This is a genomic window from Streptococcus sp. SN3, from assembly GCF_030439905.1.
In genome coordinates this window covers 34,703-60,404 of sequence record NZ_JAQFJF010000002.1, presented here as the reverse complement: position 1 = coordinate 60,404, position 25,702 = coordinate 34,703, and the positions used below count along the sequence as shown (strand labels likewise).

Below are 25,702 nucleotides of genomic sequence, written 5' to 3'. Positions count from 1 at the left end.
TTTTTATAATCATATAGAAAAAGAGGTCTATCAAATGGCAATTATCTTACCTGATCTTCCTTACGCTTACGATGCGTTAGAGCCTTACATTGATGAAGAAACAATGCACTTGCATCATGACAAGCACCATAATACCTATGTAACGAATGTTAATGCTGCGCTTGAAAAACATCCTGAAATTGGTGAAGACTTGGAAAATTTATTGGCTGATGTGGAGTCTATCCCAGCTGATATCCGTCAAGCAGTCATCAACAACGGTGGTGGTCATCTTAACCACGCTCTTTTCTGGGAATTGATGACACCAGCAGAAACATCACCATCTGCAGAGTTGGCAGCGGATATCGAAGCTACTTTTGGATCATTTGAAGACTTTAAAGCAGCTTTCACTGCAGCGGCTACAACTCGTTTTGGTTCTGGCTGGGCTTGGTTGGTTGTCAACAAAGAAGGTAAGTTGGAAGTAACTTCAACAGCAAATCAGGATACTCCTATTTCAGAAGGTAAAACTCCAATCTTGGGACTGGATGTTTGGGAACATGCTTACTATGTGAAATACCGCAATCTTCGTCCGAACTACATCCAAGCTTTCTTCTCAGTTATTAACTGGAAAAAGGTTGACGAACTTTACGCTGCTGCTAAATAAACAGGCAGTTTCAATAGATAAAAAGGCGAATCGATTAATGATTTGCCTTTTTTGATGCTTAAAATGCCTTTTTTCTGGGTTTCACTTGTTATTTTCCTCATAATTTTTTATAATACAAATGCTAGGAGAAATGTTTTGAGTAAAAAAATTGTAACGATTATCGTAGCTGTCCTTTCTTGTCTTTGTCTGCTGGGCTTCATCTTCCTTTTTATAACCCAACGAAATAAGGCTATTGAAAAGAAAGCACAAGAGGCTGCCCAACTTGCAAAGTCTGGCGAGCAAGAACAGAAAGAAGAGAAAGTCAAGCCTGATTCCAAACTAGTTGAAGAAAAGCCGAAGCCTGTTGAGAAAAGTCCAGAGGAGAAGCAGAAGGTCATGGAGGCGGACGGCCCGACTATGGATGCTTTGGGGCTGCGATTTGACTATGCAAATTTGGATTTGACTCAGGTCATTCAGGCTTATATGACTGAAATGGGAATTGAACCCTCCCAGGTTGCATTTTCATATAAGGATTTGACGACTGGCAAGACCTTTGCAATGAATGATACCCAGCCTATGACTGCGGGATCGACCTACAAGCTCCCTCTCAATATGCTGGTAGTAGATGAGGTTGCTGCCGGCAAACTTTCTATGGACGAGCGGTTTGATATTACCAATACAAACTATGAATATAGGGGCGAGCATGATAACTATGTTGGTGCTTTCAACGGTGCTATGAGAATATCAGACATGCAGGAATATTCCTTGGTTTATTCTGAAAATACTCCAGCCTACGCTTTAGCAGAGCGTCTAGGCGGCATGGAAAAGGCCTATGATATGTTTAGTCGCTACGGTCAGTCCAAGGCTGATATTAAGACGATCAGCCGTGAGAATAATAAGACCACGACGGACTACTATATTCAGGTCCTTGAGTATTTGTCTAAAAATCAGGAAAAGTACAAGGATATCCTTTATTATATAGGCGAATCCTTCCCAGGTGAGTATTATAAGCGCTATCTGCGTGACATTACCATTTATCAAAAGCCAGGATATGTTCGTGAAGCGCTCAATGTGGATGCTCTAGTCATGGAAGAGAAGCCCTATATTATAGCTCTCTATACGGCTTATTTAGGTGGTAGCACCGAGGCCAGTGATGAGATCAGTGGTGTCGGAATTGAGCAAGTTGGTCAGTTAGCCTACGTCATCAATGAATGGCATCGGGTTAATATGAACTAATCTAATAGAAATCAGAAAAAATACGCTTTAGATGAAAATCTGGGCGTATTTTTTGTTTTAAAATGCAGTAAAGCTTGATGACTTTTAGATTGAAATCTATTTAGAAAAAAATCAAAATAGATTTGACAGAAAGAAAGGAAAGATGTATAATCTATTTAGAAAAAAATCTAAACAGTTCAGGAGAAAAACGATGATTTCCATTCATATCTTGATTGCCATGCTGCTGATTTTAGGGTCAGTCCTTGTTCCTTTGGTTTATTTTAAAAAGACCAAGCACATTTCTCTGCTAGTTTTCCTTTTAGGGGGAGTTGGCTTTTATCTGTCTAGTCAAGTTCTGGAAAATATTTTGCATCGTATCGTTTTACAGCCTCAGGCTGATGGAACTATCGCTTTGCAGACGGAAAATCCTTGGCTATACGTTCTTTATGCTATTGCTGCGGCAGCTATTTTTGAAGAAACAGCCCGCTGGGTCATCTTTTACTGGCTGCAGAAGAAGCGTCCACTGACCTTTAGGGATGGTGTGGCCTATGGCTTGGGGCATGGTGGTATTGAGGCTTTGTTTGTTGGTATTGTCAGTCTCTTAAACTTTTGGGTTATAGCTCAGGTAGTGACTCAGGGGAATGCTCAGACGCTGGCTCAAATTCCTCAAGCAGTTATTGACAATGTCCGTTCCATGAACGCTGGCAGCATCTATCTTTTGGCTTTTGAACGGATCTTGGCTATTCTCATTCAAATCCTTCTGACCTTCTGGGTTTGGAAAGCGGTCAAGGAGAAGGCTCCAGTGTATTTTTTAGCCGCTCTGGGACTTCACGCCCTGATTGACTTAGCGCCTGCTCTGGCTCAGGTAGGCGTTCTTCCGCCACTGGCTGTTGAGGCTCTGCTCTTAGTAGAAGTAGTGGCACTAGTCTTTCTGACCAAGAAAATCTTGAAAGTTTACCTGAAGGAAAGGTTCAATCATGGGCATCAGTCAAACGCTTAAAGCCCTAGCTGACCCAGTTCGAAGGGGGATTCTGGAAATGCTCAAGCATGGTCCGAAGTCAGCAGGGGAAATTGCTCAAGCTTTTGAGCTGACCCCTGCGACAGTATCCTACCACCTCTCTCAGCTAAAGAAAGCCGGTCTGCTCATAGAAGAAAAGCAGAAGAACTTTATATATTACAGCTTAGATGTCACTGTTTTTGAAGAAATTCTTGTCTGGTTTCAATCTCTTGGAGGAGGAAACGAAAATGAAAAAAAATAGTTTACAAGAATTAGGCTGGGCGCTTGGACTCATGCTCCTGCCAGTTTTATATGCCATCTGGGTCTATCAAACATTACCAGAAAACTTGGCTATTCACTTTGACTTATCTGGAAAAGGAAATGCTTTTTTACCTAAGTTTTTAGTAGTTTCGGCTTTTCCAATTGTCATGATGCTACTAGAAGTTATGATTTACTGGATAACCATTGCCAAAGATATCTTAAATAGAACCTTTAAGCACCTTATTCGCTGGATATTTCCTTTTACCTTTGTTTCGCTGTATCTAGCTACCATTTATCGGGGCTTAAATGAGAGTTTTGATGTGCGTAAAATTGTAACTATGCTAGTTGCTTTGGTTTTCATAATTGTAGGCAATTACTTGCCCAAAAAAGTACAAGCTGACAGAAATTCCATGAATAGAAAATGGGCACACCTCTTTGTTTTGTTAGGATTTCTTACTTTTATAGTCAGCATTTTCTATTTGTAAGCGGATTTATGCTATAATGGTATCAAGTATCAAATAAAAGGGTTATCATGATTACCAAGGAGCATTATCAATTTATCCGGCAGCACCCTGCCTTTGTCAATCTGCCAGTGGAGCTTTTCGATAAATTAGCAGTGGAGATTCAGTATCGCAAGATTCCTAAAGGGCAGATTATCTTTTTTGCGGGGGATCGACGTGAGCGACTTTTTCTCTTGTCTCAAGGCTATGTTCGGATTGAGCAGTATGATTCGACAGACACATTTTCATATATGGATTATGTCAAGAAAAACAGTGTTTTCCCCTATGGAGGTATGTTTTTTGATGAGTGCTACCATTATACAGCCAGCGCTGTCACCAATGTCGAATATTTCTCCATTCCTATTGATTTATTTGAAGAATATTCTAAGAAGAGTGTGGATCAGCTTTTGTTTATTACCAAGCGGCTGTCGCAAATTCTGGAATTTCAGGAACTTCGTTTGCGCAATGTTGTAGCAGCCAGTGCCAGCGAGCGTGTGGTTCAGTCCTTGTCTCTGCTCTGCATGGATTTGTGCAAGGTAGGAGATAGCCTGCCCTTTCCTATCAGTATGAAAGAGTTGGCAAAACTAGGAGCCACGACTCGGGAAACGGTCAATCAAGTTCTGAAAAAGCTCTTAGATGAAGGTCGGATTGAATACCAACATAAAAAATTAACTTTTAAAGAGAAAGAGTATTTCATGAAATACCTTGCTGGAAGCTAATCGGTTCTGATTGGCTTCTTTTTTGCTTAATATATTCAAAATATTCTAATATTAACCGTGTATTGATTTTATTTTAAAAAATAAATATTCACAAAAATAATATAATGCATAAAATATTCAAAGAAAACGCTTTAAAGAAGAATATTATAAAAATAAAAATAGAAAAAAGCAAAGGATTTGGCATTTGCAATGTAGACTTTTTCTTGAAAGCGGTAGCATTAAATGCTAGAATAGTACATGTAAACGGGATTAGAAAAACCTAAACCGCAAAGAAAAAGGAGGATAGTAGATGTCTACACATCCAATTCGTGTTTTCTCAGAAATTGGAAAACTGAAAAAAGTTATGTTGCACCGTCCTGGCAAGGAGTTGGAAAACTTGCAGCCGGACTACTTAGAACGTCTTCTTTTTGATGATATTCCTTTCTTGGAAGATGCACAAAAAGAACATGATAACTTTGCTCAAGCGCTTCGTAATGAAGGAGTTGAGGTGCTCTATCTTGAGCAGCTAGCTGCTGAGTCACTGACTTCTCCAGAAATCCGTGAGCAATTCATCGAAGAATATCTGGAAGAAGCCAATATTCGCGGCCGTGAAACCAAGAAAGCTATTCGCGAACTGCTTCGTGGTATCAAAGATAACCGAGAGTTGGTTGAAAAAACGATGGCAGGGGTTCAAAAAGTTGAATTGCCAGAAATTCCTGAAGAAGCAAAAGGCTTGACGGACTTGGTGGAATCTGATTATCCATTCGCTATTGATCCAATGCCAAACCTCTACTTCACACGTGACCCATTTGCTACAATTGGTAATGCTGTATCGCTCAACCACATGTATGCAGATACTCGTAATCGTGAAACTCTCTACGGTAAATACATCTTCAAATATCACCCAGTATACGGTGGAAATGTTGAACTTGTATATAACCGTGAAGAAGATACACGTATCGAAGGTGGGGATGAACTGGTTCTTTCAAAAGATGTGCTGGCGGTTGGTATTTCACAACGTACAGACGCAGCTTCTATCGAAAAACTCTTGGTCAATATCTTCAAGAAAAATGTTGGCTTCAAGAAAGTTTTGGCTTTTGAATTTGCCAACAACCGTAAGTTCATGCACTTGGACACTGTCTTCACTATGGTTGACTATGACAAATTCACGATTCACCCAGAAATCGAAGGCGATCTTCGCGTTTACTCAGTAACTTATGTTGATGACAAACTTAAGATTGTTGAAGAAAAAGGTGATTTGGCAGAAATCTTGGCAGAAAACCTTGGTGTGGAAAAAGTTCACCTGATTCGCTGTGGCGGTGGCAATATTGTAGCTGCTGCGCGTGAGCAGTGGAATGACGGTTCTAACACCTTGACCATCGCACCTGGTGTGGTAGTGGTGTATGACCGCAACACCGTTACTAACAAGATTTTGGAAGAATACGGCTTGCGTTTGATTAAGATCCGCGGAAGTGAATTGGTTCGCGGTCGTGGTGGACCACGCTGTATGTCTATGCCGTTTGAACGTGAAGAAATTTAAGCATACAAGTGCTAACAAATACATAAAGAAAAGAAAGAGGAAATAATAGAATGACACATTCAGTATTCCAAGGACGTAGCTTCTTAGCAGAAAAAGACTTTAGCCGTGCTGAGTTAGAATACCTTATCGGTCTTTCAGCTCACTTGAAAGATTTGAAAAAACGCAATATTCAACACCATTATCTTGCTGGTAAGAATATCGCTCTCTTGTTTGAAAAAACATCTACTCGTACTCGGGCAGCTTTTACAACAGCAGCCATTGACCTGGGAGCACATCCAGAATACCTTGGTGCAAATGATATCCAGCTTGGTAAGAAAGAATCTACAGAAGACACTGCTAAAGTATTGGGCCGTATGTTTGATGGGATTGAATTCCGCGGCTTCAGCCAACGCATGGTAGAAGAATTGGCAGAATTCTCAGGTGTTCCAGTATGGAATGGCCTGACTGACGAATGGCACCCAACTCAAATGTTGGCTGACTACTTGACTGTTCAAGAAAACTTTGGCCGTCTGGAAGGCTTGACATTGGTATACTGTGGTGATGGACGTAACAACGTTGCCAACAGCTTGCTGGTAACAGGAGCTATCCTTGGTGTCAACGTTCACATCTTCTCACCAAAAGAACTCTTCCCAGAAAAAGAAATCGTTGAATTGGCAGAAGGCTTTGCGAAAGAAAGCGGCGCACGTATCCTCATCACTGAAGATGCTGACGAAGCGGTTAAAGGTGCTGATGTTCTTTACACAGACGTTTGGGTATCTATGGGTGAAGAAGACAAGTTTGCAGAACGCGTTGCCCTCCTTAAACCTTACCAAGTAAACATGGATTTGGTGAAGAAAGCTGATAACGAAAACTTGATTTTCTTGCACTGCTTACCAGCATTCCACGATACAAATACTGTTTACGGTAAAGATGTCGCTGAAAAATTCGGCGTAGAGGAAATGGAAGTAACAGACGAAGTCTTCCGCAGCAAATATGCTCGTCATTTCGACCAAGCAGAAAACCGTATGCACACAATTAAAGCGGTTATGGCTGCAACTCTTGGAAACCTCTACATTCCAAAAGTATAATCTTACCTAAGAAACCGTCTACCAACAGCTATGAGGGCTGCGACTAATAGCTTTAGTCCGGCCCTCTTTTATATGATAAGAAATGCTCATTTTCTTATTGAAAATTAAATAATCTACTAAAATAAATTGGAAGCGCATTCATTGAAGCGCATTTAAGGAGAATTTAATGGCAAATCGTAAAATCGTTGTAGCCTTGGGAGGAAATGCCATCCTTTCATCTGACCCATCAGCGAAAGCACAGCAGGAAGCCTTGGTGGAAACTGCTAAACACTTGGTGAAATTGATTAAAAACGGGGATGATCTTATCATTACCCATGGAAATGGTCCACAGGTAGGGAACTTGCTGCTGCAACAGTTGGCAGCAGACTCTGAAAAGAACCCTGCCTTCCCACTAGACTCTCTTGTAGCAATGACAGAAGGCAGCATCGGCTTCTGGCTGCAAAATGCTTTGCAAAATGCTCTCTTGGATGAAGGAATCGAAAAGAATGTTGCTTCTGTTGTGACGCAAGTAGTGGTAGATAAGAACGATCCAGCCTTTGTCAACCTCAGCAAGCCAATCGGTCCTTTCTACTCAGAGGAAGAAGCAAAAGCGGAAGCTGAAAAGAGCGGAGCGACTTTCAAAGAGGATGCTGGCCGTGGTTGGCGCAAGGTTGTTGCTTCACCAAAACCAGTAGACATCAAGGAAATTGAAACGATTCGTACGCTTTTGAATCAAGGTCAAGTAGTAGTGGCTGCGGGTGGCGGCGGAATTCCTGTCGTCAAGGAAGACAATGGCCATATTACTGGTGTTGAAGCCGTTATTGACAAGGACTTTGCTTCTCAGCGCTTGGCAGAGTTGGTTGATGCAGACCTCTTCATCGTCTTGACGGGTGTAGACTATGTCTTTGTTAACTACAACAAACCAGACCAAGCAAAACTAGAGCATGTGAATGTTGCTCAATTGGAAGAATACATCAAGCAAGAACAATTTGCACCAGGCAGCATGCTTCCAAAAGTAGAAGCAGCTATTGCCTTTGTCAATGGCCGTCCAGAAGGTAAAGCAGTTATCACATCTCTGGAAAATCTTGGTGCTCTGATTGAGTCTGAGAGCGGTACGATTATTGAAAAAGGCTAGACATAGAACTGATTGAAAGTCTATAGCAGCTGAGCTCTGTCGCTGCTGCAAGTCTTTTCCTGAAAACCTTTGATTATTTTCAAAAATACTAGCTTTTTCAATGTTAATATGGTAAAATAAAAACAAAGTAAGCGTTTTCTTGTTTACTCATACAGGGGAATGCAGGTTCGTAACCTCGTAAAAAACGTTTAGGAGGGAATACAAATGAGTGAAAAAACAAAAAAAGGGTTTAAGATGCCTTCATCTTACACCGTATTGTTGATAATCATTGCCATTATGGCAGTGCTGACTTGGATTATCCCAGCAGGAGCTTTTATAGATGGCGTGTATCAAAAACAAGCGCAAAATCCGCAAGGGATTTGGGATGTCCTGATGGCACCGATTCGTGCTATGCTGGGTACGCATCCAGAAGAAGGATCCTTAATCAAGGAAACTACTGCTGCGATAGATGTTGCCTTCTTCATCCTCATGGTTGGTGGTTTCCTTGGTGTTGTCAATGAAACTGGCGCTTTGGATGTGGGAATTGCCTCTATCGTTAAGAAGTACAAGGGTCGCGAAAAGATGCTGATTGTCGTCTTGATGCCTCTCTTTGCCCTCGGTGGTACTACCTATGGTATGGGTGAGGAAACCATGGCCTTCTATCCGCTTTTGGTGCCGGTGATGATGGCGGTTGGTTTTGACAGTCTGACTGGGGTGGCTATTATCCTGCTTGGTTCGCAAATTGGATGTTTGGCTTCTACGCTAAATCCATTTGCAACTGGTATCGCTTCAGCAACAGCTGGTGTTAGTACCGGTGAAGGAATTGCTCTCCGTCTCATCTTCTTGTTTGTCATGACAGCTCTCAGTACTTGGTTTGTTTATCGCTATGCAGATAAAATTCAAAAGGATCCGACCAAGTCACTGGTTTACAGCACTCGCGAAGAAGATTTGAAACACTTCAACGTTGAAACTTCTTCATCTGTTGAGTCAACACTGAGCAAAAAGCAAAGAATTGTCTTAGTATTGTTCATTTTGACATTTGTCCTTATGGTATTAAGTTTCATTCCTTGGACAGGTCTCGGTATTACTATCTTTAAGGACATCAATGCCTGGCTGACTGGTCTTCCAGTTGTTGGTAAGATTGTTGGTTCATCTACTTCCGCACTGGGTACTTGGTACTTCCCAGAAGGAGCTATGCTCTTTGCTTTCATGGGAATCTTGATTGGTGCTGTTTACGGTCTCAAGGAAGATAAGATTATCTCAGCCTTTATGAACGGTGCAGCTGACCTGCTTAGCGTAGCCCTAATCGTAGCAATTGCCCGTGGTATCCAAGTTATCATGAATGACGGTATGATTACAGACACTATCCTCAACTGGGGCAAACAAGGACTCAGCGGTCTGTCATCACAAGTATTTATCGTCTTGACCTACATTTTCTACCTGCCAATGTCCTTCCTTATCCCATCATCATCTGGTCTGGCCAGTGCAACTATGGGAATCATGGCTCCTTTGGGAGAATTTGTCAATGTCAAGGCAAGCTTGATCATCACAGCTTACCAGTCTGCTTCAGGTGTGCTGAACCTGGTTGCTCCAACTTCTGGTATTGTTATGGGGGCTTTGGCACTTGGACGTATCAATATTGGTACTTGGTGGAAATTTATCGGTAAGCTGATTGTAGCTATCATTGCGATCAGTATTGGTCTCTTACTCCTAGGAACTTTCTTACCGTTCCTATAAGCTAGAAGCTGAGGTGATTCCATGAAAAATTTTATAACGGAAGAAGTTAAAGAAGATTTTCTTGAATCTTTGAAAACAATCGTTTCCTATCCTTCAGTACTGAAGGAAGGTCAAAATGGAACACCTTTTGGACAAGCTATCCAAGATGTCCTAGAAAAAACTTTGGAAATCTGTCGGGGGCTAGGTTTTACAACCTACCTCGACCCTAAAGGTTATTACGGATATGCAGAAATCGGTCATGGAGCCCAGCTCCTGGCCGTTCTCTGTCATTTGGATGTTGTTCCATCAGGTGATGAGTCGGACTGGCAGACGCCGCCTTTTGAAGCCACTGTCAAAGATGGCTGGATTTTTGGTCGTGGGGTGCAGGACGACAAGGGACCTTCCATGGCCGCTCTTTATGCTGTAAAAGCATTGCTGGACAGTGGAGTGGAATTTAAAAAGCGGGTTCGCTTTATCTTTGGTACAGATGAGGAGACACTTTGGCGTTGTATGGGTAGATACAACCAGCTAGAAGAGCAGGCTACACTTGGCTTTGCACCAGACTCTTCCTTCCCTTTGACCTATGCTGAGAAGGGGCTTCTGCAGCTTAAGCTAGAAGGACCTGGCTCTGATACTTTAGAGCTCGAAGCTGGTCAAGCTTTTAATGTTGTTCCTGCCAAGGCTTCCTATTCAGGTGACTTACTGGAGTCAGTCGTTGCTGGCTTGGAAGGTTTAGGCTATGAATATGAGCGAACGGCAGAAGAAGTAACGGTTATCGGCTTGCCCAAGCACGCTAAGGATGCCGCTCAAGGAGTCAATGCTATTATTCGCCTAGCCAAGGTCTTGCAGTCCCTGGATTCGCATCCGGCTCTTGCCTTTCTTGATCAGGCGGTTGGTGAAGATGCGACAGGCAGCCATCTCTTTGGTCCTGTGTCTGATGAACCGACGGGCTTTCTTTCCTTTAATGTTGCTGGTCTGACTTTAAGCTCTGACCGCTCTGAGATTCGGATTGACATGCGGATTCCGGTCTTGGCAGACAAGGATAAGTTGGTTGAAAAGCTGGCAGAAATAGCCAGTCAATACGGGCTGACCTATCAGGAGTTTGATTACTTGGCTCCGCTATACATACCTTTGGACAGCGAGTTGGTCAGCACTCTGATGGCAATTTATCAGGAGAAAACAGGAGACAACAGTCCAGCTATGTCTTCTGGCGGAGCGACCTTTGCTCGTACGATGCCTAACTGTGTTGCCTTCGGCGCTCTCTTTCCGGGAGCTGATCAGACAGAGCATCAGGTCAATGAACGATTGCTCTTAGCTGATCTATATCGGGCAATGGATATTTACGCAGGGGCTATTTATCGTTTGGCTACGACACCTTAAATGCTGACTTTTTGAAACTATCTTCGGTAATGCATTGCTCTAGTCAAATATGGCTTGCTGATTTACTAATGGGTTTCATTGAGGCAAAAATCGTAAATAGAAAAAGCTGAGGCAATTTGTCTCAGCTTTTATTTACTAAAGAAAAATGGTGGGGTGAATTCTTTGAGCTTCTCAAAGCAGTCAAGGGCTCCTTGATCATCTTCGCAGATAATCAGACAGACGTCATCACCGCAGACAGTAGCTACAATCTGCGGCAGCTCTAAGGCGTCTAAGATTGCACCGAAAGACTGGGCCAACCCAGGCAGGGTTTTCATGACGACTTGATTTTGAACTGGCCGCAGCATGACCAAAGCATCCTCCATGTAGAAACGGAGGCGTTTTTCCCAACGGGATGGTGCGATGCTATTGATTATATAGTAGGAAGTATCGTTCTCACTGACCTTGACCAGATTGAGTGCTTTCATATCTCGTGAAAGAGTGGACTGGGTTACAATGACGCCGTTTGCTTCCAAATGCTCCTGAAGTTCTTGCTGGGTATGGATTTTCTTTTCCATGATTAAGGAGCGGATGAGACGGTGTCTGCTTTCAATTTTATTCATAAATTTTCACCTATAGTTATTTGATAAACATGGCATCACCAAAGCTGAAGAAGCGATAGCGCTCAGCAATAGCGTGCTCATAAGCTTCAAGCGTTAAGGAACGTCCAGCAAAGGCAGAGACTAACATGACCAGAGTTGACTTGGGCAGGTGGAAGTTGGTTGAAAAAGCATCAACGACCTTCCAATCGTATCCCGGCTTGATAAAAATATTGGTCCAGCCAGAGTCAGCCTGAATCTGACCCTGAAATTTACTGCCAATTGTCTCCAAGGTGCGGATAGATGTCGTTCCGACTGCAATGATACGTCCGCCATTAGCCTTGACCCGACGGAGTGTCTGGGCAGCTTCCTCGGACAGACTGTAAAACTCGGAGTGCATCTCGTGATCATCTAAGCTATCTACAGAAACCGGTCGGAAAGTTCCCAGTCCGACATGAAGGGTGAGATAGACTAGCTTGACTCCCTTGGCAGCAATCTGCTCCAATAGCTCTTCTGTGAAATGAAGTCCAGCAGTTGGCGCAGCAGCAGAGCCGTTTTCTTTAGCATAGACAGTCTGGTAGCGTTCGCGGTCTGCCAGTTTTTCGTGGATATAAGGCGGCAGCGGCATTTCTCCCAAACTTTCCAAGACTTCTAGGAAAATCCCTTCGTAGCCAAAGCGTACGATTCGACCACCATGGTCAAGCTCCTTTACCACAGTAGCCGTTAAGCGTCCATCGCCAAAGGAAATTTGAGCACCTACTCTGAGGCGCTTGGCTGGCTTGGCTAGCACCTCCCAATCATCGCCCTGGGTATTTTTGAGTAGCAGCAGCTCGACATGGCCCCCTGTCTCAGGTTTGATACCATAAAGGCGGGCAGGCAGGACACGCGTATTATTCATCACTAGGGCATCGCCGGGCTGGAGCTGATCAATAATCTGGTCAAAATGCTGGTCGGAGAAGGCTCCCGTTTCTTTATCGACCACTAGCAAGCGGGAAGCATCCCTTTTCTCCAAAGGTGTCTGAGCAATCAGCTCTTCGGGCAAGTCAAAATCAAAATCAGCGGTATTCATCGTATCTCCTTATATTGTTTTCATCAGCCAGAGTAGATAGGCAGCGAGTAGAAAGGGACTAGCTGTAAGCAAGCCGCCCAAAATCAAACTTACAATCTGCCAGCCTGGTTGTTTTTTCATGAGGAAACTCAAGCTGCAGAGTAAGACTCCGACTAAAAATAAAATCAATAAAACAATCAGTAAAAACATGTCTCTATTATAACACGATTTGCTGCAAAAGGAAGCGAGCATGACTAAAAATTATGTCTATTTAGCAGACTTTTTCTTGACAAAAATTGGTCTATACCATATAATAGAATTAAGAAAAGAAGTGGAGGTAGAAAATGAAAATTATTCAAGTGGAAAACCAAGTAGAAGGTGGCAAAGTGGCTCTCGAATTGCTCAAGGAAAAACTAGCTCAGGGAGCAAAAACGTTGGGATTGGCTACAGGCAGCAGCCCAGAAGGATTTTACAAGCAGATCGTTGAGAGTGACCTTGATTTTTCAGAGATGTTCAGTGTCAATCTGGATGAATATGTTGGTTTGCAGGAGGATGATCCTCAGTCTTATCGCTATTTCATGAATCAGCATCTCTTTAACCAAAAGCCTTTTAAAACAAGCTTCCTGCCTAATGGCGCAGCGAAAGATTTAGAAGCGGAAGTGGCGAGGTACAATCATCTTCTAGCAGAGCATCCGGCTGATTTGCAGATTTTGGGAATCGGTACGAATGGCCATATCGGCTTTAATGAGCCGGGAACCAGTTTTGACAGTCAGACTCACTTAGTGGATTTGACACCGTCCACCATTCAGTCCAATGCTCGATTCTTCGACAAGATGGAAGATGTTCCGACTCAGGCCATTTCCATGGGGATTGGCAACATTCTCAATGCTAAGTCCATCATTCTCTTTGCTTACGGTTCAGCTAAGGCCAAGGCTATAGCAGGGACTGTTGAGGGTGAGGTGACGGAGGAGCTGCCTGGCAGTGCTCTCCAGAAGCATCCAGATGTTGTGATTATCGCTGATAAGGAAGCGCTTAGCTTGTTAAATCACTAAGATTTTAATGCTATTGCTATAAAACTGGTTTTGCCAGATAAAAGTCTCTTAATTTCCTATCTATTTTTTAGGTAGGATTTTTAGATTTATGGTTGACTTTGCGTAAAATATGATATACTAGGTAGGTATAATTGTTCTTTGGAGGATCCTGTGAAGAAAAAGCTTTTGTTATTGGGAATTGTGTTCCTGACCTCTTTAGCGCCACTAGCTGCTAGGGCTGATGAATTGGTGGATATGGCTAAAAAGATGTATCCGCATGATAATGTTCAGGCGATTAATCGTCCCAAGTCTTCTCTCGTTATTGACGGCAGTACAGGTGATGTTGTCTGGGAGGATAATGTTGATGAGGTGCGTGACCCAGCCAGCATGAGTAAGCTCATGACGCTTTACTTGGTCTTTGAAGCGATTAAAGAAGGAAAAATCAGTGAAAAGACGGTCATAACAGCTACACCTCAGGATCAAGCCACTGCAAATATTTATGAAATTTCTAATAATAAAATTGTCGCTGGTGTGGATTATACCGTATCTGAGCTGATTACCATGACAATCGTGCCTTCATCCAATGCGACAACCGTTATGCTGGCCAATTATCTATCGGACAATGATCCAGATGCTTTCTTGGATCGGATGAATGCCAAGGCTCAAGAGCTGGGTATGACGAATACCAAGTGGTTCAATGCCAGCGGTGCAGCAGCGATTTCTTTCAAGGGATATTACAATCCTCAGAATTACGATAATACTCTCAGCAATCAGACAACAGCCCGTGATTTGGCGATTCTGGCCTACAACTTTGTCAACCACCATCCTGAGATTCTAAACTATACTAATAAAGCAAAGGTTACGGTTAAAGCTGGAACTCCTTACGAGGAAACCTTTGAAACCTATAATTACTCCCTGCCGGGTGCTAAATACGCACTCAAGGGCGTAGATGGCATGAAGACAGGCTCTAGTCCTAACGGTGCTTTCAACTATATCGCGACCATTAAGCGTGGAGATCAGCGCATGATTGCTGTGATTATGGGAGTCGGTGACTGGTCTGACCAAGACGGTGAGTATTACCGCCATCCTTTTGGTAATGCTTTGATTGAGAAGGCTTATGCGGACTATGAGTACAAAAAACTCTTATCCAAGGGTGAGCAGGAGATTGATGGACAGAAATATAAGCTGCCTGAGGATTTCTACGCTACTGTTAAAAAGGGAACCGAGCCTAAAGTCAAGGTTGAAAACAATGTTCTCAAGGCTGAAAATGGCTTGAAGACCTTGTCGAGCAAGATCTCTGATGAAATGAAAGTCGATAAAGTTGAGAATCCAGTTGCTCAGGCCATTGAAAACGTGACTGGCAGCAAATCAGAAAGCAAGCCTTGGTATGGTGTGTTCTTCAGCGATAAGATGTTGATTCTGCTGCCTGTTGGTATCCTGCTAATCATTCTGTACTTTGAATACCGCAGTCGCCAAAAACGCAAGGCTGCAAAGCAGGAACGTCGTAGAAATACAGATGTTGAATAAAGGGAATGTCCTCTGCCACATACGAACGGAATGACTTTCCAAGCTAAAACTCAGTTCTTTTGCTGAGTTTTCTTTCTGTTTTAAGGAGATTTTCATGAGAAAAAAGTTTCACAACAGCTATCTAGCTCATTTTTTACTCTTTAATTTTTTCTTCTTAGCCTACTCTCTTTTTTCGACCCTGATATCAGTCTATATGCAGGACTTAGGCTATTCTAATGCTCAAGTATCGCTAGTAGTGTCGTCTTCGTTCTTTGCCTCCATGTTGGCTCAGCCAATTTTTGGAGTTCTCAGCGATGCTTTGGGAATTAAAAAGATCTTCCTTTTTAGCTTTCTAGTTATGATGGTTGGGGCTGTATTTTTCATGAAAGCGACTCAGCTTTGGCAGTTACTGGTCTGGTATAGCCTAGTTCTCATGTTGGTTAACGGGGTCAATCCAGTCATGGATGTTCTTGCGGCCCAAAGTCCTTATACTTATGGCAAGATTCGGATTTGGGGAACCATTGGCTATGCCTTAGGCTCTCAGCTAGCAGGATTGATCTATCAAAGAGTCTCACCGCAGGCTATTTTCCCAGTCTTTATTGGCATGATGCTTATCAGCAGCATAGGACTTTTGGGAATCCAGCCCAAGCACGACCGAGCAGCCCTAGAAAGCAGAAATACCCGCAAGCTGACAGGTCTGGGGAAACTCTTGACCAACAAAATCTATCTCTTTTACTTACTTTTGGTCGCCCTCTACTCTGGGGTGGGGAATACTGGTCATACCTATATCCCTGCCATGCTACAGCATAGTGGCTTAGAGGTGGATATGGCTTCGACTGTTGTTGCCTTATCAGTTCTGGTTGAAGCGCCTTTTATCTTTTATTCCTATCTTTTTATGGACAAGATTTCGATGAAGAAGCTTCTTTATATCTGTCTGGGAATCATCTTTCTCCAGTACAGTGTCTATGCCTTGGACCTGGGTTTGATTTCGAAAATCGGGATGACTCTTTTTTCCAAGCACGTGACGGGCATGGTTTTGATAATGGTGACCCTGAAAATCGTAGCTAGCTTGGTCGATGAAAAATACCTGGTTACAGCCATTGCTCTGGTCCAGACAGCCCGCAGTCTAGGAACCATTCTCATTCAAAATCTTGCGGGTCACTTTTTGGACAGTTGGGGCTACGAAGGAATGCACCTCTTTCTAGCAGCTATTATCTGCTTAGTCTGTCTCCTGGCCCTCTTTCTAAAATTGCCAGAACGAAAAGGAAATCAATTATTTGGATAATAGAAAACGAGTCGGAGAGATGCTCTCTTGACTCGTTTTTTTGTCTAGATAGTTTCTCTTTTCTTTTGCGAATATTTTAGTAAATGAGAGAAATTTTAGAGGGGGCTAGGATATGTTTGTGGCGAGAAATCATAAGGGGCTTTTGTGTAATGCTCTGGAGGAGAAGATTGAGAAGGGGGCTGATTTCGTCTGCCCGGCTTGTTCAGGGGCAGTCCGTTTTAAAAAAGGGAAAGTTATGCAGCCGCATTTTGCGCATATTTCGCTAGAAGAGTGTCGTTTTTACAGGGAAAATGAGAGCGCTGAGCACCTGAACCTTAAGGCCGAGCTTTTTCGCTGGGCTGTCCAGACAGAAGAAGTTGAGGTCGAGGCTTTTTTGCCTGCACTGCAGCAGATTGCTGATTTGCTAGTTGATGGGAAACTGGCACTTGAAGTCCAGTGCAGTCCCCTAAGTATAGAACGACTGCAGGAACGGACGCTTTCTTACCGCCAGTATGGTTATCAGGTTCTCTGGCTTTTGGGGCGAAAACTTTGGCTCAAGGATTCCCTAACTCGCCTGCAGAAGGATTTTCTCTATTTTAGTAAAAATATGGGCTTTCATCTCTGGGAGCTGGATCAAGAAAAGCAAGTTCTGCGTCTCAAATACCTGATTCACGAAGATCTGCATGGAAAAGTCCAGCACAAGACCAAGAACTTTCCCTTTGGTCACGGCCGGCTTTTGGATATTTTGCGTTTGCCCTTTCAAAAGCAGGAGTTGAACAGTTTTCTGGCCCAGCAAGATCTGCAGATCTGCAATTATATACGCCGTCAGCTTTATTATCAGCAGCCTAGATGGATGAGGCTGCAGGCCCAGCTCTACCAGAATGGCGATAATCTATTGACTAAGACTGCAGAGGATTTTTATCCGCAGGTTCGGCCAATACAAGCTACCTCCTTCTGTCAGATAAGTACTGACCTGACAGACTATTATCAGCAGTTTGAGAATTATTACACCAATCTCCAGCAAAAAAATCTGCAAATTGTTTATTCACCGGCTTTTTATGAGATGATAAGAGAAAAATGCTAAGTATCGTTAGTTTCTCATTGATGAAGCCATAAATTTTTAGCTATACTTTCAGTTTTAGAATATTTGAGAATCCTGTATAATATAATAAAGTAATAAGTTAGACAGTTAAAAATTCTAAATCGTGCTAATTCAGCTAGCTTTAGCAAAGATGAGAAGCGAAAGGGGCCATTGTGAAGAAAATATTTGTCATTTTTCTGAGTATCATCGTGATCAGTTCAGCTATGTTGTTAGGAGGCTGCAGTATGCTAAATAGTCGGTCAGAACAAGAAGAAATGATTCAGATTGTGGAGAGTAAAAAGATGAAGAAAACCTTGGAAAAATTTCTCAAAGGTTTAGATTCTAAAGCTTTGACACCAGAAGGAAAGATTAAATCCTATGAAATTCAAAAGGATAAGTTAGATTATAATCCCATGGGTGGACTAAATGTTTACATAATTATTAATGGGAATGAAGTTTTGAATATTGATATGACTGTTCAAGAAGAAGATACTGGAGAATATGAAGTTGTATCATATGGTATTCCACAAGAATTGAGTGAGTTATTAGGAGAGTATTAACATGGCTAATAATGCAGAGTACAATGATAAGCAGAATGTTGCAGCAGCTTTGGTAGAGTATCGTGAATTAGAATTTGGGAGAAATTATTCAATAGCAGGTAAGAATGGATACATTGGTAATCTTTCTCAGGTATACGACAATGTAAATAGCCATGAAGAACAGTTTTTTATATTTAATGAATCTTTTATGATTCCGCTTTCATATTCTCGATAAAAATAGTATAATAACTAATATAAGACATTAATCTAAATCTAGTTTCCCATTTTTGTTAAGGAATCAGTTTTAGCAAAGAAGAGAAATGAAAGGAGCTGTCATGAAGAAAATTTTTGTCATCTTTCTGAGTATCATTACGCTCAGTTCAGGCATGATTTTAGGAGGTTGTAGTATGATAAACAGTCGTTCAGAACAAGAAGAAATGATTCAGATTGCGGAGGGGAAGAAAGCGCAGAAAGCAATAGAAGAATTACTAAGACAGGAAGATTCTAAAGCATTGACTGAGGAGGGGATTATAAAAGAATATTCAATTAACAAAGATAAATTAGAGTATAATCCTATGGGGGGGTTAATCGTTGAACTTATAATCAATGGTGATCCAGAATTAACTATTAAAACAACATTGATGGAAGAATCTGAAGGGAAATTAGAGCATACAGGTTATGTAATCTCTGGTGAACTCGCAAAGAAATTGAGGGGAGAATGACATGACATATGATAAAGGATTTAGTGATAAGAAAAAAGTTGATATTACATTGCAAGAATATGAAATTGAGAAAGTAAATCAAGAGGTCAAACTTAAAGATGGAGGCTATGTCGGCACTGTCTCCCAAATTTATGATAATGTACATGGCCATGAAGAGCAGGTCTATGTGCTAACTAATAAAGAAAGTGGCTTAACAGAAGCTGAAATCAAAGACTCTAATGGGAATTTGCGTGGTGCTGTTCCCTACTCCGCTTCGGATGCTGAGCGTGCTCAGGTGCAGGATGTGACAGTCATGATGCAGGGCTCTCAGACCAAGACGCACACTCCTAAGTTGCTCCATGACACTGTTACGGATTGGCTGCCTACAGACTTTGTGACGGCGTCTCACCGTCTGGGACCTGTAGGCGCAGTAGAATATGCTACCCCTTTTGTTTATCGTCATTCAAAAAATATTATTACTCAAAAAAGCCGAGAACAACTAGATAAGGCAGATCGAGACGTAAGTAATAAGATAGGAAATGTAGTCGGAATCTTTAATAAAGATGCTGGTCAAGCTGTGAAGCAGAGCCTTAATTCTTTCAATAAAAATCCTTTCAATGAGCTGAGGAAGAATGTTATATCAAATCTTGCAGGTGTTTCTGGCGGAACTTTCACGACAGGAATTGCTGCACCGAATATTATGGTAGCTGCTAGTTATCTCAAACAGACACAAGAGTTTCCTCCTGCTCAGTTTAAGGATGCGGCTAAGCATCTTAAGGAAACCATTCGTAAGTATCCGAATGCCAAGATTGATCTTTACGGACACTCTTTGGGCTCTATGGATATCCAGTATGCTCTATCCACCCTGACAGAGGAGGAAATGCGCCATATTGGCACAGTCCATATCTACAATGGCCCTAATATCTATCCTCTCTTGCCCAAGGAACAGCAGGCTCGACTGGATAGCGCTAAGTATAAGATCTTTAATCATATCGACCATAAGGATATCGTCAGCTTAGGCTACAGCTTATCTGGCAGTGAAAATGCTGCTGGTATTGTACATCATATTGCGACGGTCGAAAAAGAAATCGGCGATCAGCATATGATGGAGGGCTATATCTACGATAAAAATAAAAATTTTGTGCTTATGGATGGGACTGGAAAGACGACTATCAAGGATACCATCAAAGCAAATATGATTCCTTACCAGAATATGAAGAAGTATCTGTCTAAGGGGGGATTTAGCAGTAATGAAAAGATTTATCTAGACAGTGTTCAAGCCCAGGCAACTGTTCAAAATTTAGTAAATGTGACCAAACTAGGCTATGACACGTTGCAGCAGGCTAGAGATCGGGTTGTTAGCGAAGCGGAAAAGCTAGCAGAGCAGTTAGGAAAGGTTCCTCAGGGCTTCAGTCTTAGTCCAGATGAGGTGACTGCAGCCTATCAGGCTGGAGGTGCAGATTATCAATCATTGGTCGGATCTTTACAAGAGCACTTTGAAAGTCGATTGTCTAAATTTCAGATGCTTCTAACTATCTTTGAAGTTTTGCAAGGTCAGATTAAAGCTGGTATTGAGCTGTTGCTGGCTAAGGATCAAACATTAGCAGGAGATTTTGAGCAATGGAACCAAATCAATCAATGAAGCAGGATATAGCTAAAAAAGAAAAAGAGATGGAGGAACTATACTCAGAACTTCAGCGTGAACGTTTGAAGATTGATAAAGAACGAGATATCATACTATCTAAGAAAAAAGCTTTTTCCGACATGCTACAAGAAGAGTATGAAATGGCGACTGCTATTTTACGGAAACAAGAAAGGGACACTAGTATCGAATGGCAAGCTTTAAATCAGTATATAGAAACCTATGATATATTGGCAGAAGAGGCTAGCAGCGAGGAATTGAAAAATCTTGATTTAAAAGATGAGAAAGTTTTGGAAACATTCTCTAAGCAGAGACGCCGTTTAGAATGGGAAATTGAAGATAGCTATTGTCGTCTTCGTGATTCTAAATAAATCCGCTGTTTAGAGTAGAGGAAAGGAAAAAGTCTATGTTTATATCAGAAATAGCTTCAACACCAGTAAAAAGTTACTTTTCACCATCTAAAACAGCTGATTTGGCAGAAATTAGGAAAGCAATAGAAAAGCAAATTATAACGAATGTTTTAGCTCCTCTTTTGTTAGCTCAAAAAAGCAGCCTTCAAAGCAATTATGATACTCTTTTTACCGATGTCGCAAAGACTGTTCAGGAGAGTGTGAAAGTAGCTGCAGATCAGATAGATAGCTCGATGAAAGGGCAATTTTCTAAAAAAGTTGTAAGCGTTATAGACAACAGCGGTACGAAATTTGAAGAAATTTAGCAATGAACTCTTTGGAATCTAATTTTTCTTTGGTCAGGAATTAGGTTCAAAGAGTTTTTTTATTAATTAAGTCTGTCTGCCTAGCTACTATGTGATTTTGGTACTTGAGTTTTATAAAAAGTAGAATTTTGTGATAGAATAGGGGAGTCGGAGGATTTTTTTATGGCAAAACAAAGAAATGAAATTGAAGAAAAATATACTTGGGATTTGAGTACCATTTTCCCAACAGATGAAACCTTTGAAGCGGAGTTGGCGCAGGTTTCAGAAGAAGTGAAGAAAGCAGCTAGTCTGGCTGGGCATTTGCTTGATTCAGCGGACAGTCTCTTAACAACGACTGAAGTGCAGTTGGACTTGATGCGCCGTATTGAAAAGCTTTATTCTTATGCTCATATGAAGAATGACCAGGATACACGTGTAGCTAAGTACCAAGAGTATCAGGCTAAAGGTATGACTCTTTACAGCGACTTTGGTCAAAGCTTTGCTTTCTATGAGCCAGAATTTATGGCGATTACAGAAGAGCAGTACCAAGCTTTCTTGGCTGAGCAGCCAGCCTTGCAGCAGTATCAGCATTATTTTGACAAGCTTTTGAAAAAGAAAGCCCACATCCTAACACAGCGTGAAGAGGAGCTATTGGCTGGTGCTGGTGAAATTTTTGGTGCAGCGGGCGAAACCTTTGCTATCTTGGATAATGCAGATATCGTCTTTCCGATGGTGCATGACGAAGATGGAAATGAAGTTCAGCTCAGTCACGGTAACTATATCACCTTGGTTGAGTCTAAGAACCGAGAGGTCCGTAAGGAAGCTTACGAGGCTCTCTACAGCGTATACGAGCAGTATCAGCATACCTATGCCAAGACTCTGCAGACCAATGTCAAGGTCCACAACTACAATGCGAAAGTCCGCAAGTTTTCATCTGCCCGTGAAGCGGCCTTGTCAGCGGACTTTATTCCAGAAAGTGTATACGACAGCTTAGTTTCAGCTGTCAATAAGCATTTGCCTCTTTTGCAGCGTTATATCGCTTTGCGAGCGAAGATTTTAGGCATTTCTGATTTGAAGATGTATGATATGTACACACCTTTGTCAGAGACAGACTACAAGTTCACTTACGAGGAAGCCTTGGCTAAGTCTGAGGAAGTTCTGGCTATTCTGGGTGAGGATTATTTGAGCCGAGTCAAGACAGCCTTTTCAGAGCGCTGGATTGATGTTCATGAAAATCAAGGCAAGCGCTCAGGAGCATACTCAGGCGGTTCTTATGATACCAATGCCTTTATGTTGCTCAACTGGCAGGACACGCTGGACAATCTCTTTACCTTGGTGCATGAGACAGGCCACAGTATGCATTCCAGCTATACTCGTGAGACCCAGCCTTATGTCTATGGGGACTACTCTATCTTTCTAGCTGAGATTGCTTCAACGACTAATGAAAACATCCTGACAGAGAAGCTCTTGGAAGAAGTAGAAGACGACGCTACTCGCTTTGCTATTCTCAATCACTTTTTGGATGGATTTAGAGGTACGGTCTTCCGTCAAACCCAGTTTGCTGAGTTTGAGCATGCAATCCACAAGGCTGACCAAGAAGGTCAAGTTTTGACTAGCGAGTTTCTCAATGAGCTCTATGCTGACTTGAACGAAAAATACTATGGTCTGAAGAAAGAAGATAATCCGCAGATTCAGTACGAATGGGCACGGATTCCTCATTTCTACTATGATTACTATGTTTTTCAATATTCGACAGGATTTTCAGCGGCTTCTGCCTTGGCTGAAAAGATTGTCCATGGCAGTCAGGAAGACAAGGACAAGTATCTGGATTATCTCAAAGCTGGGAACTCTGACTACCCACTCAATGTCATCAAAAAAGCAGGGGTAGATATGGAAAAAGAAGACTACCTAAACGCTGCTTTTGTTGTCTTTGAGCGTCGCTTGGATGAATTTGAAGCCTTGGTAGAAAAGTTGGGATTAGCATAAGATGGTCGAGACTTATAACCAAAACTCTAATCCCAATATGCGTCGGCCAGTGGTCAAAGAAGAAATTGTAGACTTTATGAGACAGCGTCTCCAGCCGGTCGCTGGTGGACTCAAGGAGCTGGAGGATTTTGCTAAAGCCGAAAATGTACCTGTGATTCCCCATGAGACAGTGGCTTACTTCCGCCTGCTACTCGAAAGTCTCCAGCCAGAGAAGATTTTAGAAATCGGGACGGCTATTGGATTTTCGGCTCTTTTGATGGCGGAGCATGCTCCTCAGGCTCAGATTACGACTATTGACCGCAATCCAGAGATGATTGAGCTGGCCAAGGATAATTTTGCCAAGTATGACAGCCACCAGCAGATCACCCTGCTGGAAGGCGATGCGGTGGATTTGCTTGAGACACTGGAGGATTCCTACGATCTTGTCTTTATGGACTCTGCCAAGTCCAAGTATGTGGTCTTTCTGCCCCATGTCCTCAAGCGCCTCAATCCTGGTGGTCTGGTCCTCATTGATGATGTCTTTCAAGGTGGCGATGTTGCCAAGCCTTTTGAGGAAATTAAGCGTGGTCAACGAGCTATTTACCGTGGCTTGCACAGCCTGTTTGACGCAACTTTGGACAGTTCAGATTTAACTTCCAGTCTGCTTCCCTTGGGAGATGGACTGCTTATGATTAGAAAAAAATGACATCTCTGATTTTTTCCTAATTTCCAAAAATTTTTAGTAAAATTTAAGATATCAATTCAAATTTGTGCTACAATAGAAAACATGAACTTTTAAGAATAAGGAGTCAATATAAAATGAAGAAAAAAATATTTGCAGGAGCTGTGACACTCTTGTCAGTCGCTGTATTAGCAGCATGTTCTAACTCAGAAGGCAAGGACATCGTGACCATGAAAGGAAACACGATTACTGTCAATGAGTTCTACGATCAAGTGAAAAACAATGGTGCAGCTCAGCAGGTCTTGCTACAGATGGCTATCAAAGACATCTTTGAAGAAAAATACGGCAAAGATGTCAAAGACAAGGACGTTAAGGATGCTTTCGAAAAGTCTAAAACTGCTTACGGTACAGCTTTTGCCCAAGTCTTGGCTCAAAATGGATTGACCGAAGATGCCTACAAGGAGCAAATCCGCACCAATATGCTGGTAGAGCATGCCGTTAAGAAGGCTGCTGAAAAAGAGCTGACTGATGAAAACTACAAGGCTGCCTTTGAAAACTACACGCCAGAAGTAACAGCTCAAATCATCAAGGTTGACAGCGAAGACAAAGGTAAGGAAGTTCTTGAAAAAGCTAAAGCAGAAGGAGCCGACTTCAGTCAAATCGCTAAGGAAAACTCTACCGATGCTACCACTAAGGAAAAAGGCGGAGAAATCAAGTTTGACTCTGGCTCTACTGATGTTCCAGATGCCGTCAAAAAAGCTGCCTTTGCTTTGGAAGAAAATGGCGTTTCAGACCTTGTGACTGTGCCAGATTCACAGTACTCAGCAAGCTACTATATTGTTAAGCTAGTCAAGAAGTCAGAGAAATCTTCTAACTGGAAAGACTACAAGGACAAGCTGAAAAAGATTATCATTGCGCAAAAAGAAAAAGATACTAGCTTTATCCAAAGCGTTGTGGCGAAAGAGCTGAAAGATGCTAACATCAAGGTTAAGGATAGTGCTTTCCAATCTATCTTTGCTCAGTATATCGAAACGACAGGTTCTTCAACTTCTTCATCAAGTGCTGCCAGCAGCTCAAAGACTTCTGAGTCTAGCTCAGCAGCTGAAAGCAGTTCAGCAGAAGCTTCATCATCAGCCGCAGAATAAGGTTGACGAAAAGAGAATAAGCAAGTATAATAAGACTGGTGAGAATTGATTTTTCAAGTTCTTAGTTCAGAGAATTGGCGGTGCTGCGAGCCATCTGAGACGGAGAATCATGCTACTCATCTTGAAAAATAGAATACGAAATGAGAATGACAAGTTCATTGAATGAAGGTGGTACCGCGGTTTTTCGCCCTTCGGACAAGGAACTTGTCTTTTATGTTGACTCTGGAGGTAACGTAATGAAAACCTATCTTGTCAAACAGAAATTTCGCTTAGGCGGCGAACGCTTTGATATCAAGGACGATCGAGGAAATGTGGATTACCAAGTGGAAGGCTCTTTCTTTCAGATTCCTAAGACCTTTACTATCTATGATAGTCAAGGACAAATCGTCAGTCAGATTACCAAGACCCTTTTAACCCTCTTGCCCCAGTTTGAAATCAAACTCAGCAGCGGGCATAGCTTTTATATCCGTAAGAAATTCTCTTTTTTGCGTGATAAATATAAATTTGATAATTTGGGTCTTCGAGTTGAAGGGAATATCTGGGATTTAAACTTTCGTCTGCTGGATGACAGCAATCAAGTCGTTGCAGAGATTACCAAGGAGCTTTTCCATCTAACCTCTACTTATCAGGTGAGTGTCTATGATGAGACTTATTCAGATTTGGTGATTTCCCTCTGTGTCGCTATTGATTATGTCGAAATGCTGGAAAATTCGTCGTCATAATGCAATTATTTTTAGAAAAAC

The 25,702-nt window shown here is 42.1% G+C and carries 28 protein-coding genes; 25 read left to right on the top strand and 3 right to left on the bottom strand.

Annotated elements, in window-relative coordinates; translation table 11 throughout:
* Positions 1 to 34: 34 nt before the first annotated feature.
* The 11 genes from sodA to PCY71_RS04200 all read left to right on the top strand — a co-directional run bounded on the left by sodA (position 35) and on the right by PCY71_RS04200 (position 11,086).
* A complete protein-coding gene (gene sodA / locus PCY71_RS04250; RefSeq protein WP_048771593.1) occupies positions 35 to 640 on the top strand; it encodes a superoxide dismutase SodA in 606 nt (201 codons plus the stop codon).
* A 135-nt stretch (positions 641 to 775) separates the two neighbouring features.
* Positions 776 to 1,855, top strand: a complete 1,080-nt coding sequence (locus PCY71_RS04245) for a serine hydrolase (RefSeq protein WP_293826298.1) — start codon at positions 776 to 778, stop codon at positions 1,853 to 1,855.
* Between the two features lie 190 nt (positions 1,856 to 2,045).
* Complete coding sequence (locus PCY71_RS04240; protein ID WP_048771598.1) at positions 2,046 to 2,834, top strand: YhfC family glutamic-type intramembrane protease; 789 nt, start codon at positions 2,046 to 2,048, stop codon at positions 2,832 to 2,834.
* Complete coding sequence (locus tag PCY71_RS04235; protein ID WP_002896078.1) at positions 2,812 to 3,093, top strand: autorepressor SdpR family transcription factor; 282 nt, start codon at positions 2,812 to 2,814, stop codon at positions 3,091 to 3,093. The genes PCY71_RS04240 and PCY71_RS04235 overlap by 23 nt, the downstream gene beginning before the upstream one ends.
* Positions 3,080 to 3,577, top strand: coding sequence for a DUF1648 domain-containing protein (locus PCY71_RS04230; protein ID WP_004187746.1), 498 nt, complete (start codon positions 3,080 to 3,082; stop codon positions 3,575 to 3,577). The genes PCY71_RS04235 and PCY71_RS04230 overlap by 14 nt, the downstream gene beginning before the upstream one ends.
* 47 nt (positions 3,578 to 3,624) lie before the next feature.
* Positions 3,625 to 4,311, top strand: coding sequence for a Crp/Fnr family transcriptional regulator (locus tag PCY71_RS04225; protein WP_002912020.1), 687 nt, complete (start codon positions 3,625 to 3,627; stop codon positions 4,309 to 4,311).
* A gap of 289 nt (positions 4,312 to 4,600) precedes the next feature.
* Positions 4,601 to 5,830: an arginine deiminase gene (gene arcA, locus PCY71_RS04220; protein WP_002912023.1), complete on the top strand. Its 1,230-nt coding sequence runs from the start codon at positions 4,601 to 4,603 to the stop codon at positions 5,828 to 5,830.
* 50 nt (positions 5,831 to 5,880) lie between these two features.
* On the top strand, positions 5,881 to 6,897 hold the full coding sequence (gene argF / locus PCY71_RS04215; protein ID WP_002900826.1) for an ornithine carbamoyltransferase: 1,017 nt from the start codon (positions 5,881 to 5,883) through the stop codon (positions 6,895 to 6,897).
* A 166-nt stretch (positions 6,898 to 7,063) separates the two neighbouring features.
* A complete protein-coding gene (arcC, locus tag PCY71_RS04210; RefSeq protein ID WP_048771604.1) occupies positions 7,064 to 8,011 on the top strand; it encodes a carbamate kinase in 948 nt (315 codons plus the stop codon).
* 204 nt (positions 8,012 to 8,215) lie between these two features.
* The gene (locus PCY71_RS04205) at positions 8,216 to 9,727 is read left to right on the top strand and encodes a YfcC family protein (RefSeq protein ID WP_002925462.1); all 1,512 of its coding nucleotides are present in this window, start codon (positions 8,216 to 8,218) and stop codon (positions 9,725 to 9,727) included.
* Between the two features lie 21 nt (positions 9,728 to 9,748).
* Positions 9,749 to 11,086, top strand: coding sequence for a dipeptidase (locus PCY71_RS04200; RefSeq protein WP_002925460.1), 1,338 nt, complete (start codon positions 9,749 to 9,751; stop codon positions 11,084 to 11,086).
* 128 nt (positions 11,087 to 11,214) lie between these two features.
* Here PCY71_RS04200 and PCY71_RS04195 read toward each other — a convergent pair whose 3' ends face one another.
* The 3 genes from PCY71_RS04195 to PCY71_RS04185 are packed head-to-tail and all read right to left on the bottom strand — an operon-like array spanning position 11,215 to position 12,919.
* Positions 11,215 to 11,685, bottom strand: coding sequence for an arginine repressor (locus PCY71_RS04195; protein ID WP_002896068.1), 471 nt, complete (start codon positions 11,683 to 11,685; stop codon positions 11,215 to 11,217).
* Positions 11,686 to 11,701: 16 nt separating this feature from the next.
* Positions 11,702 to 12,730: a tRNA preQ1(34) S-adenosylmethionine ribosyltransferase-isomerase QueA gene (queA, locus tag PCY71_RS04190; protein ID WP_048771610.1), complete on the bottom strand. Its 1,029-nt coding sequence runs from the start codon at positions 12,728 to 12,730 to the stop codon at positions 11,702 to 11,704.
* Between the two features lie 9 nt (positions 12,731 to 12,739).
* A complete protein-coding gene (locus PCY71_RS04185; RefSeq protein WP_002897949.1) occupies positions 12,740 to 12,919 on the bottom strand; it encodes a hypothetical protein in 180 nt (59 codons plus the stop codon).
* A gap of 134 nt (positions 12,920 to 13,053) precedes the next feature.
* On the opposite strand from PCY71_RS04185, the gene PCY71_RS04180 reads away from it, so the two are divergent.
* From PCY71_RS04180 to PCY71_RS04115, 14 genes are all read left to right on the top strand, one after another.
* Entirely contained in the window at positions 13,054 to 13,761 is a 708-nt protein-coding gene (locus PCY71_RS04180; protein WP_048771613.1) for a glucosamine-6-phosphate deaminase, read from the top strand.
* Positions 13,762 to 13,911: 150 nt separating this feature from the next.
* The gene (locus tag PCY71_RS04175) at positions 13,912 to 15,267 is read left to right on the top strand and encodes a DUF1958 domain-containing protein (RefSeq protein WP_125434116.1); all 1,356 of its coding nucleotides are present in this window, start codon (positions 13,912 to 13,914) and stop codon (positions 15,265 to 15,267) included.
* Positions 15,268 to 15,361: 94 nt separating this feature from the next.
* Positions 15,362 to 16,531, top strand: coding sequence for an MFS transporter (locus PCY71_RS04170; RefSeq protein WP_301412457.1), 1,170 nt, complete (start codon positions 15,362 to 15,364; stop codon positions 16,529 to 16,531).
* A 112-nt stretch (positions 16,532 to 16,643) separates the two neighbouring features.
* A complete protein-coding gene (locus PCY71_RS04165; protein ID WP_048771622.1) occupies positions 16,644 to 17,594 on the top strand; it encodes a competence protein CoiA in 951 nt (316 codons plus the stop codon).
* Positions 17,595 to 17,764: 170 nt separating this feature from the next.
* The gene (locus PCY71_RS04160) at positions 17,765 to 18,151 is read left to right on the top strand and encodes a DUF1310 family protein (RefSeq protein WP_002910239.1); all 387 of its coding nucleotides are present in this window, start codon (positions 17,765 to 17,767) and stop codon (positions 18,149 to 18,151) included.
* A gap of 1 nt (position 18,152) precedes the next feature.
* Positions 18,153 to 18,365 carry a hypothetical protein gene (locus PCY71_RS04155; protein ID WP_002910237.1) on the top strand — a complete coding sequence of 71 codons (213 nt, stop codon included), beginning with the start codon at positions 18,153 to 18,155 and terminating at the stop codon, positions 18,363 to 18,365.
* A gap of 100 nt (positions 18,366 to 18,465) precedes the next feature.
* The gene (locus PCY71_RS04150) at positions 18,466 to 18,852 is read left to right on the top strand and encodes a DUF1310 family protein (RefSeq protein ID WP_048771695.1); all 387 of its coding nucleotides are present in this window, start codon (positions 18,466 to 18,468) and stop codon (positions 18,850 to 18,852) included.
* A gap of 1 nt (position 18,853) precedes the next feature.
* A complete protein-coding gene (locus PCY71_RS04145) occupies positions 18,854 to 20,473 on the top strand; it encodes a hypothetical protein (protein ID WP_048771625.1) in 1,620 nt (539 codons plus the stop codon).
* On the top strand, positions 20,470 to 20,844 hold the full coding sequence (locus PCY71_RS04140; RefSeq protein WP_048771701.1) for a hypothetical protein: 375 nt from the start codon (positions 20,470 to 20,472) through the stop codon (positions 20,842 to 20,844). The genes PCY71_RS04145 and PCY71_RS04140 overlap by 4 nt, the downstream gene beginning before the upstream one ends.
* A gap of 35 nt (positions 20,845 to 20,879) precedes the next feature.
* Positions 20,880 to 21,188, top strand: coding sequence for a hypothetical protein (locus PCY71_RS04135; protein ID WP_002910233.1), 309 nt, complete (start codon positions 20,880 to 20,882; stop codon positions 21,186 to 21,188).
* Between the two features lie 162 nt (positions 21,189 to 21,350).
* Positions 21,351 to 23,153, top strand: coding sequence for an oligoendopeptidase F (gene pepF / locus PCY71_RS04130; RefSeq protein WP_002910232.1), 1,803 nt, complete (start codon positions 21,351 to 21,353; stop codon positions 23,151 to 23,153).
* Position 23,154: 1 nt separating this feature from the next.
* Entirely contained in the window at positions 23,155 to 23,838 is a 684-nt protein-coding gene (locus PCY71_RS04125; protein WP_048771627.1) for an O-methyltransferase, read from the top strand.
* Between the two features lie 113 nt (positions 23,839 to 23,951).
* A complete protein-coding gene (gene prsA, locus PCY71_RS04120) occupies positions 23,952 to 24,959 on the top strand; it encodes a peptidylprolyl isomerase PrsA (protein WP_048771630.1) in 1,008 nt (335 codons plus the stop codon).
* A gap of 140 nt (positions 24,960 to 25,099) precedes the next feature.
* The gene (locus PCY71_RS04115) at positions 25,100 to 25,681 is read left to right on the top strand and encodes an LURP-one-related family protein (protein WP_002910226.1); all 582 of its coding nucleotides are present in this window, start codon (positions 25,100 to 25,102) and stop codon (positions 25,679 to 25,681) included.
* Positions 25,682 to 25,702 lie beyond the last annotated feature (21 nt).

What these genes read in the sequence shown, in the direction of transcription:
- PCY71_RS04230 (WP_004187746.1), top strand. Translation starts at nt 3,080, where the DNA reads ATGAAAAAAAATAGTTTACAAGAATTAGGCTGGGCGCTTGGACTCATG.
- PCY71_RS04235 (WP_002896078.1), top strand. Translation starts at nt 2,812, where the DNA reads ATGGGCATCAGTCAAACGCTTAAAGCCCTAGCTGACCCAGTTCGAAGG.
- pepF (WP_002910232.1), top strand. Translation starts at nt 21,351, where the DNA reads ATGGCAAAACAAAGAAATGAAATTGAAGAAAAATATACTTGGGATTTG.
- argF (WP_002900826.1), top strand. Translation starts at nt 5,881, where the DNA reads ATGACACATTCAGTATTCCAAGGACGTAGCTTCTTAGCAGAAAAAGAC.
- PCY71_RS04115 (WP_002910226.1), top strand. Translation starts at nt 25,100, where the DNA reads ATGAGAATGACAAGTTCATTGAATGAAGGTGGTACCGCGGTTTTTCGC.
- queA (WP_048771610.1), bottom strand. Translation starts at nt 12,730, where the DNA reads ATGAATACCGCTGATTTTGATTTTGACTTGCCCGAAGAGCTGATTGCT.
- PCY71_RS04240 (WP_048771598.1), top strand. Translation starts at nt 2,046, where the DNA reads ATGATTTCCATTCATATCTTGATTGCCATGCTGCTGATTTTAGGGTCA.
- PCY71_RS04180 (WP_048771613.1), top strand. Translation starts at nt 13,054, where the DNA reads ATGAAAATTATTCAAGTGGAAAACCAAGTAGAAGGTGGCAAAGTGGCT.
- PCY71_RS04205 (WP_002925462.1), top strand. Translation starts at nt 8,216, where the DNA reads ATGAGTGAAAAAACAAAAAAAGGGTTTAAGATGCCTTCATCTTACACC.
- PCY71_RS04225 (WP_002912020.1), top strand. Translation starts at nt 3,625, where the DNA reads ATGATTACCAAGGAGCATTATCAATTTATCCGGCAGCACCCTGCCTTT.
- prsA (WP_048771630.1), top strand. Translation starts at nt 23,952, where the DNA reads ATGAAGAAAAAAATATTTGCAGGAGCTGTGACACTCTTGTCAGTCGCT.
- PCY71_RS04145 (WP_048771625.1), top strand. Translation starts at nt 18,854, where the DNA reads ATGACATATGATAAAGGATTTAGTGATAAGAAAAAAGTTGATATTACA.
- arcA (WP_002912023.1), top strand. Translation starts at nt 4,601, where the DNA reads ATGTCTACACATCCAATTCGTGTTTTCTCAGAAATTGGAAAACTGAAA.
- PCY71_RS04140 (WP_048771701.1), top strand. Translation starts at nt 20,470, where the DNA reads ATGAAGCAGGATATAGCTAAAAAAGAAAAAGAGATGGAGGAACTATAC.
- sodA (WP_048771593.1), top strand. Translation starts at nt 35, where the DNA reads ATGGCAATTATCTTACCTGATCTTCCTTACGCTTACGATGCGTTAGAG.
- PCY71_RS04165 (WP_048771622.1), top strand. Translation starts at nt 16,644, where the DNA reads ATGTTTGTGGCGAGAAATCATAAGGGGCTTTTGTGTAATGCTCTGGAG.
- PCY71_RS04200 (WP_002925460.1), top strand. Translation starts at nt 9,749, where the DNA reads ATGAAAAATTTTATAACGGAAGAAGTTAAAGAAGATTTTCTTGAATCT.
- PCY71_RS04125 (WP_048771627.1), top strand. Translation starts at nt 23,155, where the DNA reads ATGGTCGAGACTTATAACCAAAACTCTAATCCCAATATGCGTCGGCCA.
- PCY71_RS04170 (WP_301412457.1), top strand. Translation starts at nt 15,362, where the DNA reads ATGAGAAAAAAGTTTCACAACAGCTATCTAGCTCATTTTTTACTCTTT.
- PCY71_RS04135 (WP_002910233.1), top strand. Translation starts at nt 20,880, where the DNA reads ATGTTTATATCAGAAATAGCTTCAACACCAGTAAAAAGTTACTTTTCA.
- PCY71_RS04195 (WP_002896068.1), bottom strand. Translation starts at nt 11,685, where the DNA reads ATGAATAAAATTGAAAGCAGACACCGTCTCATCCGCTCCTTAATCATG.
- PCY71_RS04155 (WP_002910237.1), top strand. Translation starts at nt 18,153, where the DNA reads ATGGCTAATAATGCAGAGTACAATGATAAGCAGAATGTTGCAGCAGCT.
- arcC (WP_048771604.1), top strand. Translation starts at nt 7,064, where the DNA reads ATGGCAAATCGTAAAATCGTTGTAGCCTTGGGAGGAAATGCCATCCTT.
- PCY71_RS04150 (WP_048771695.1), top strand. Translation starts at nt 18,466, where the DNA reads ATGAAGAAAATTTTTGTCATCTTTCTGAGTATCATTACGCTCAGTTCA.
- PCY71_RS04185 (WP_002897949.1), bottom strand. Translation starts at nt 12,919, where the DNA reads ATGTTTTTACTGATTGTTTTATTGATTTTATTTTTAGTCGGAGTCTTA.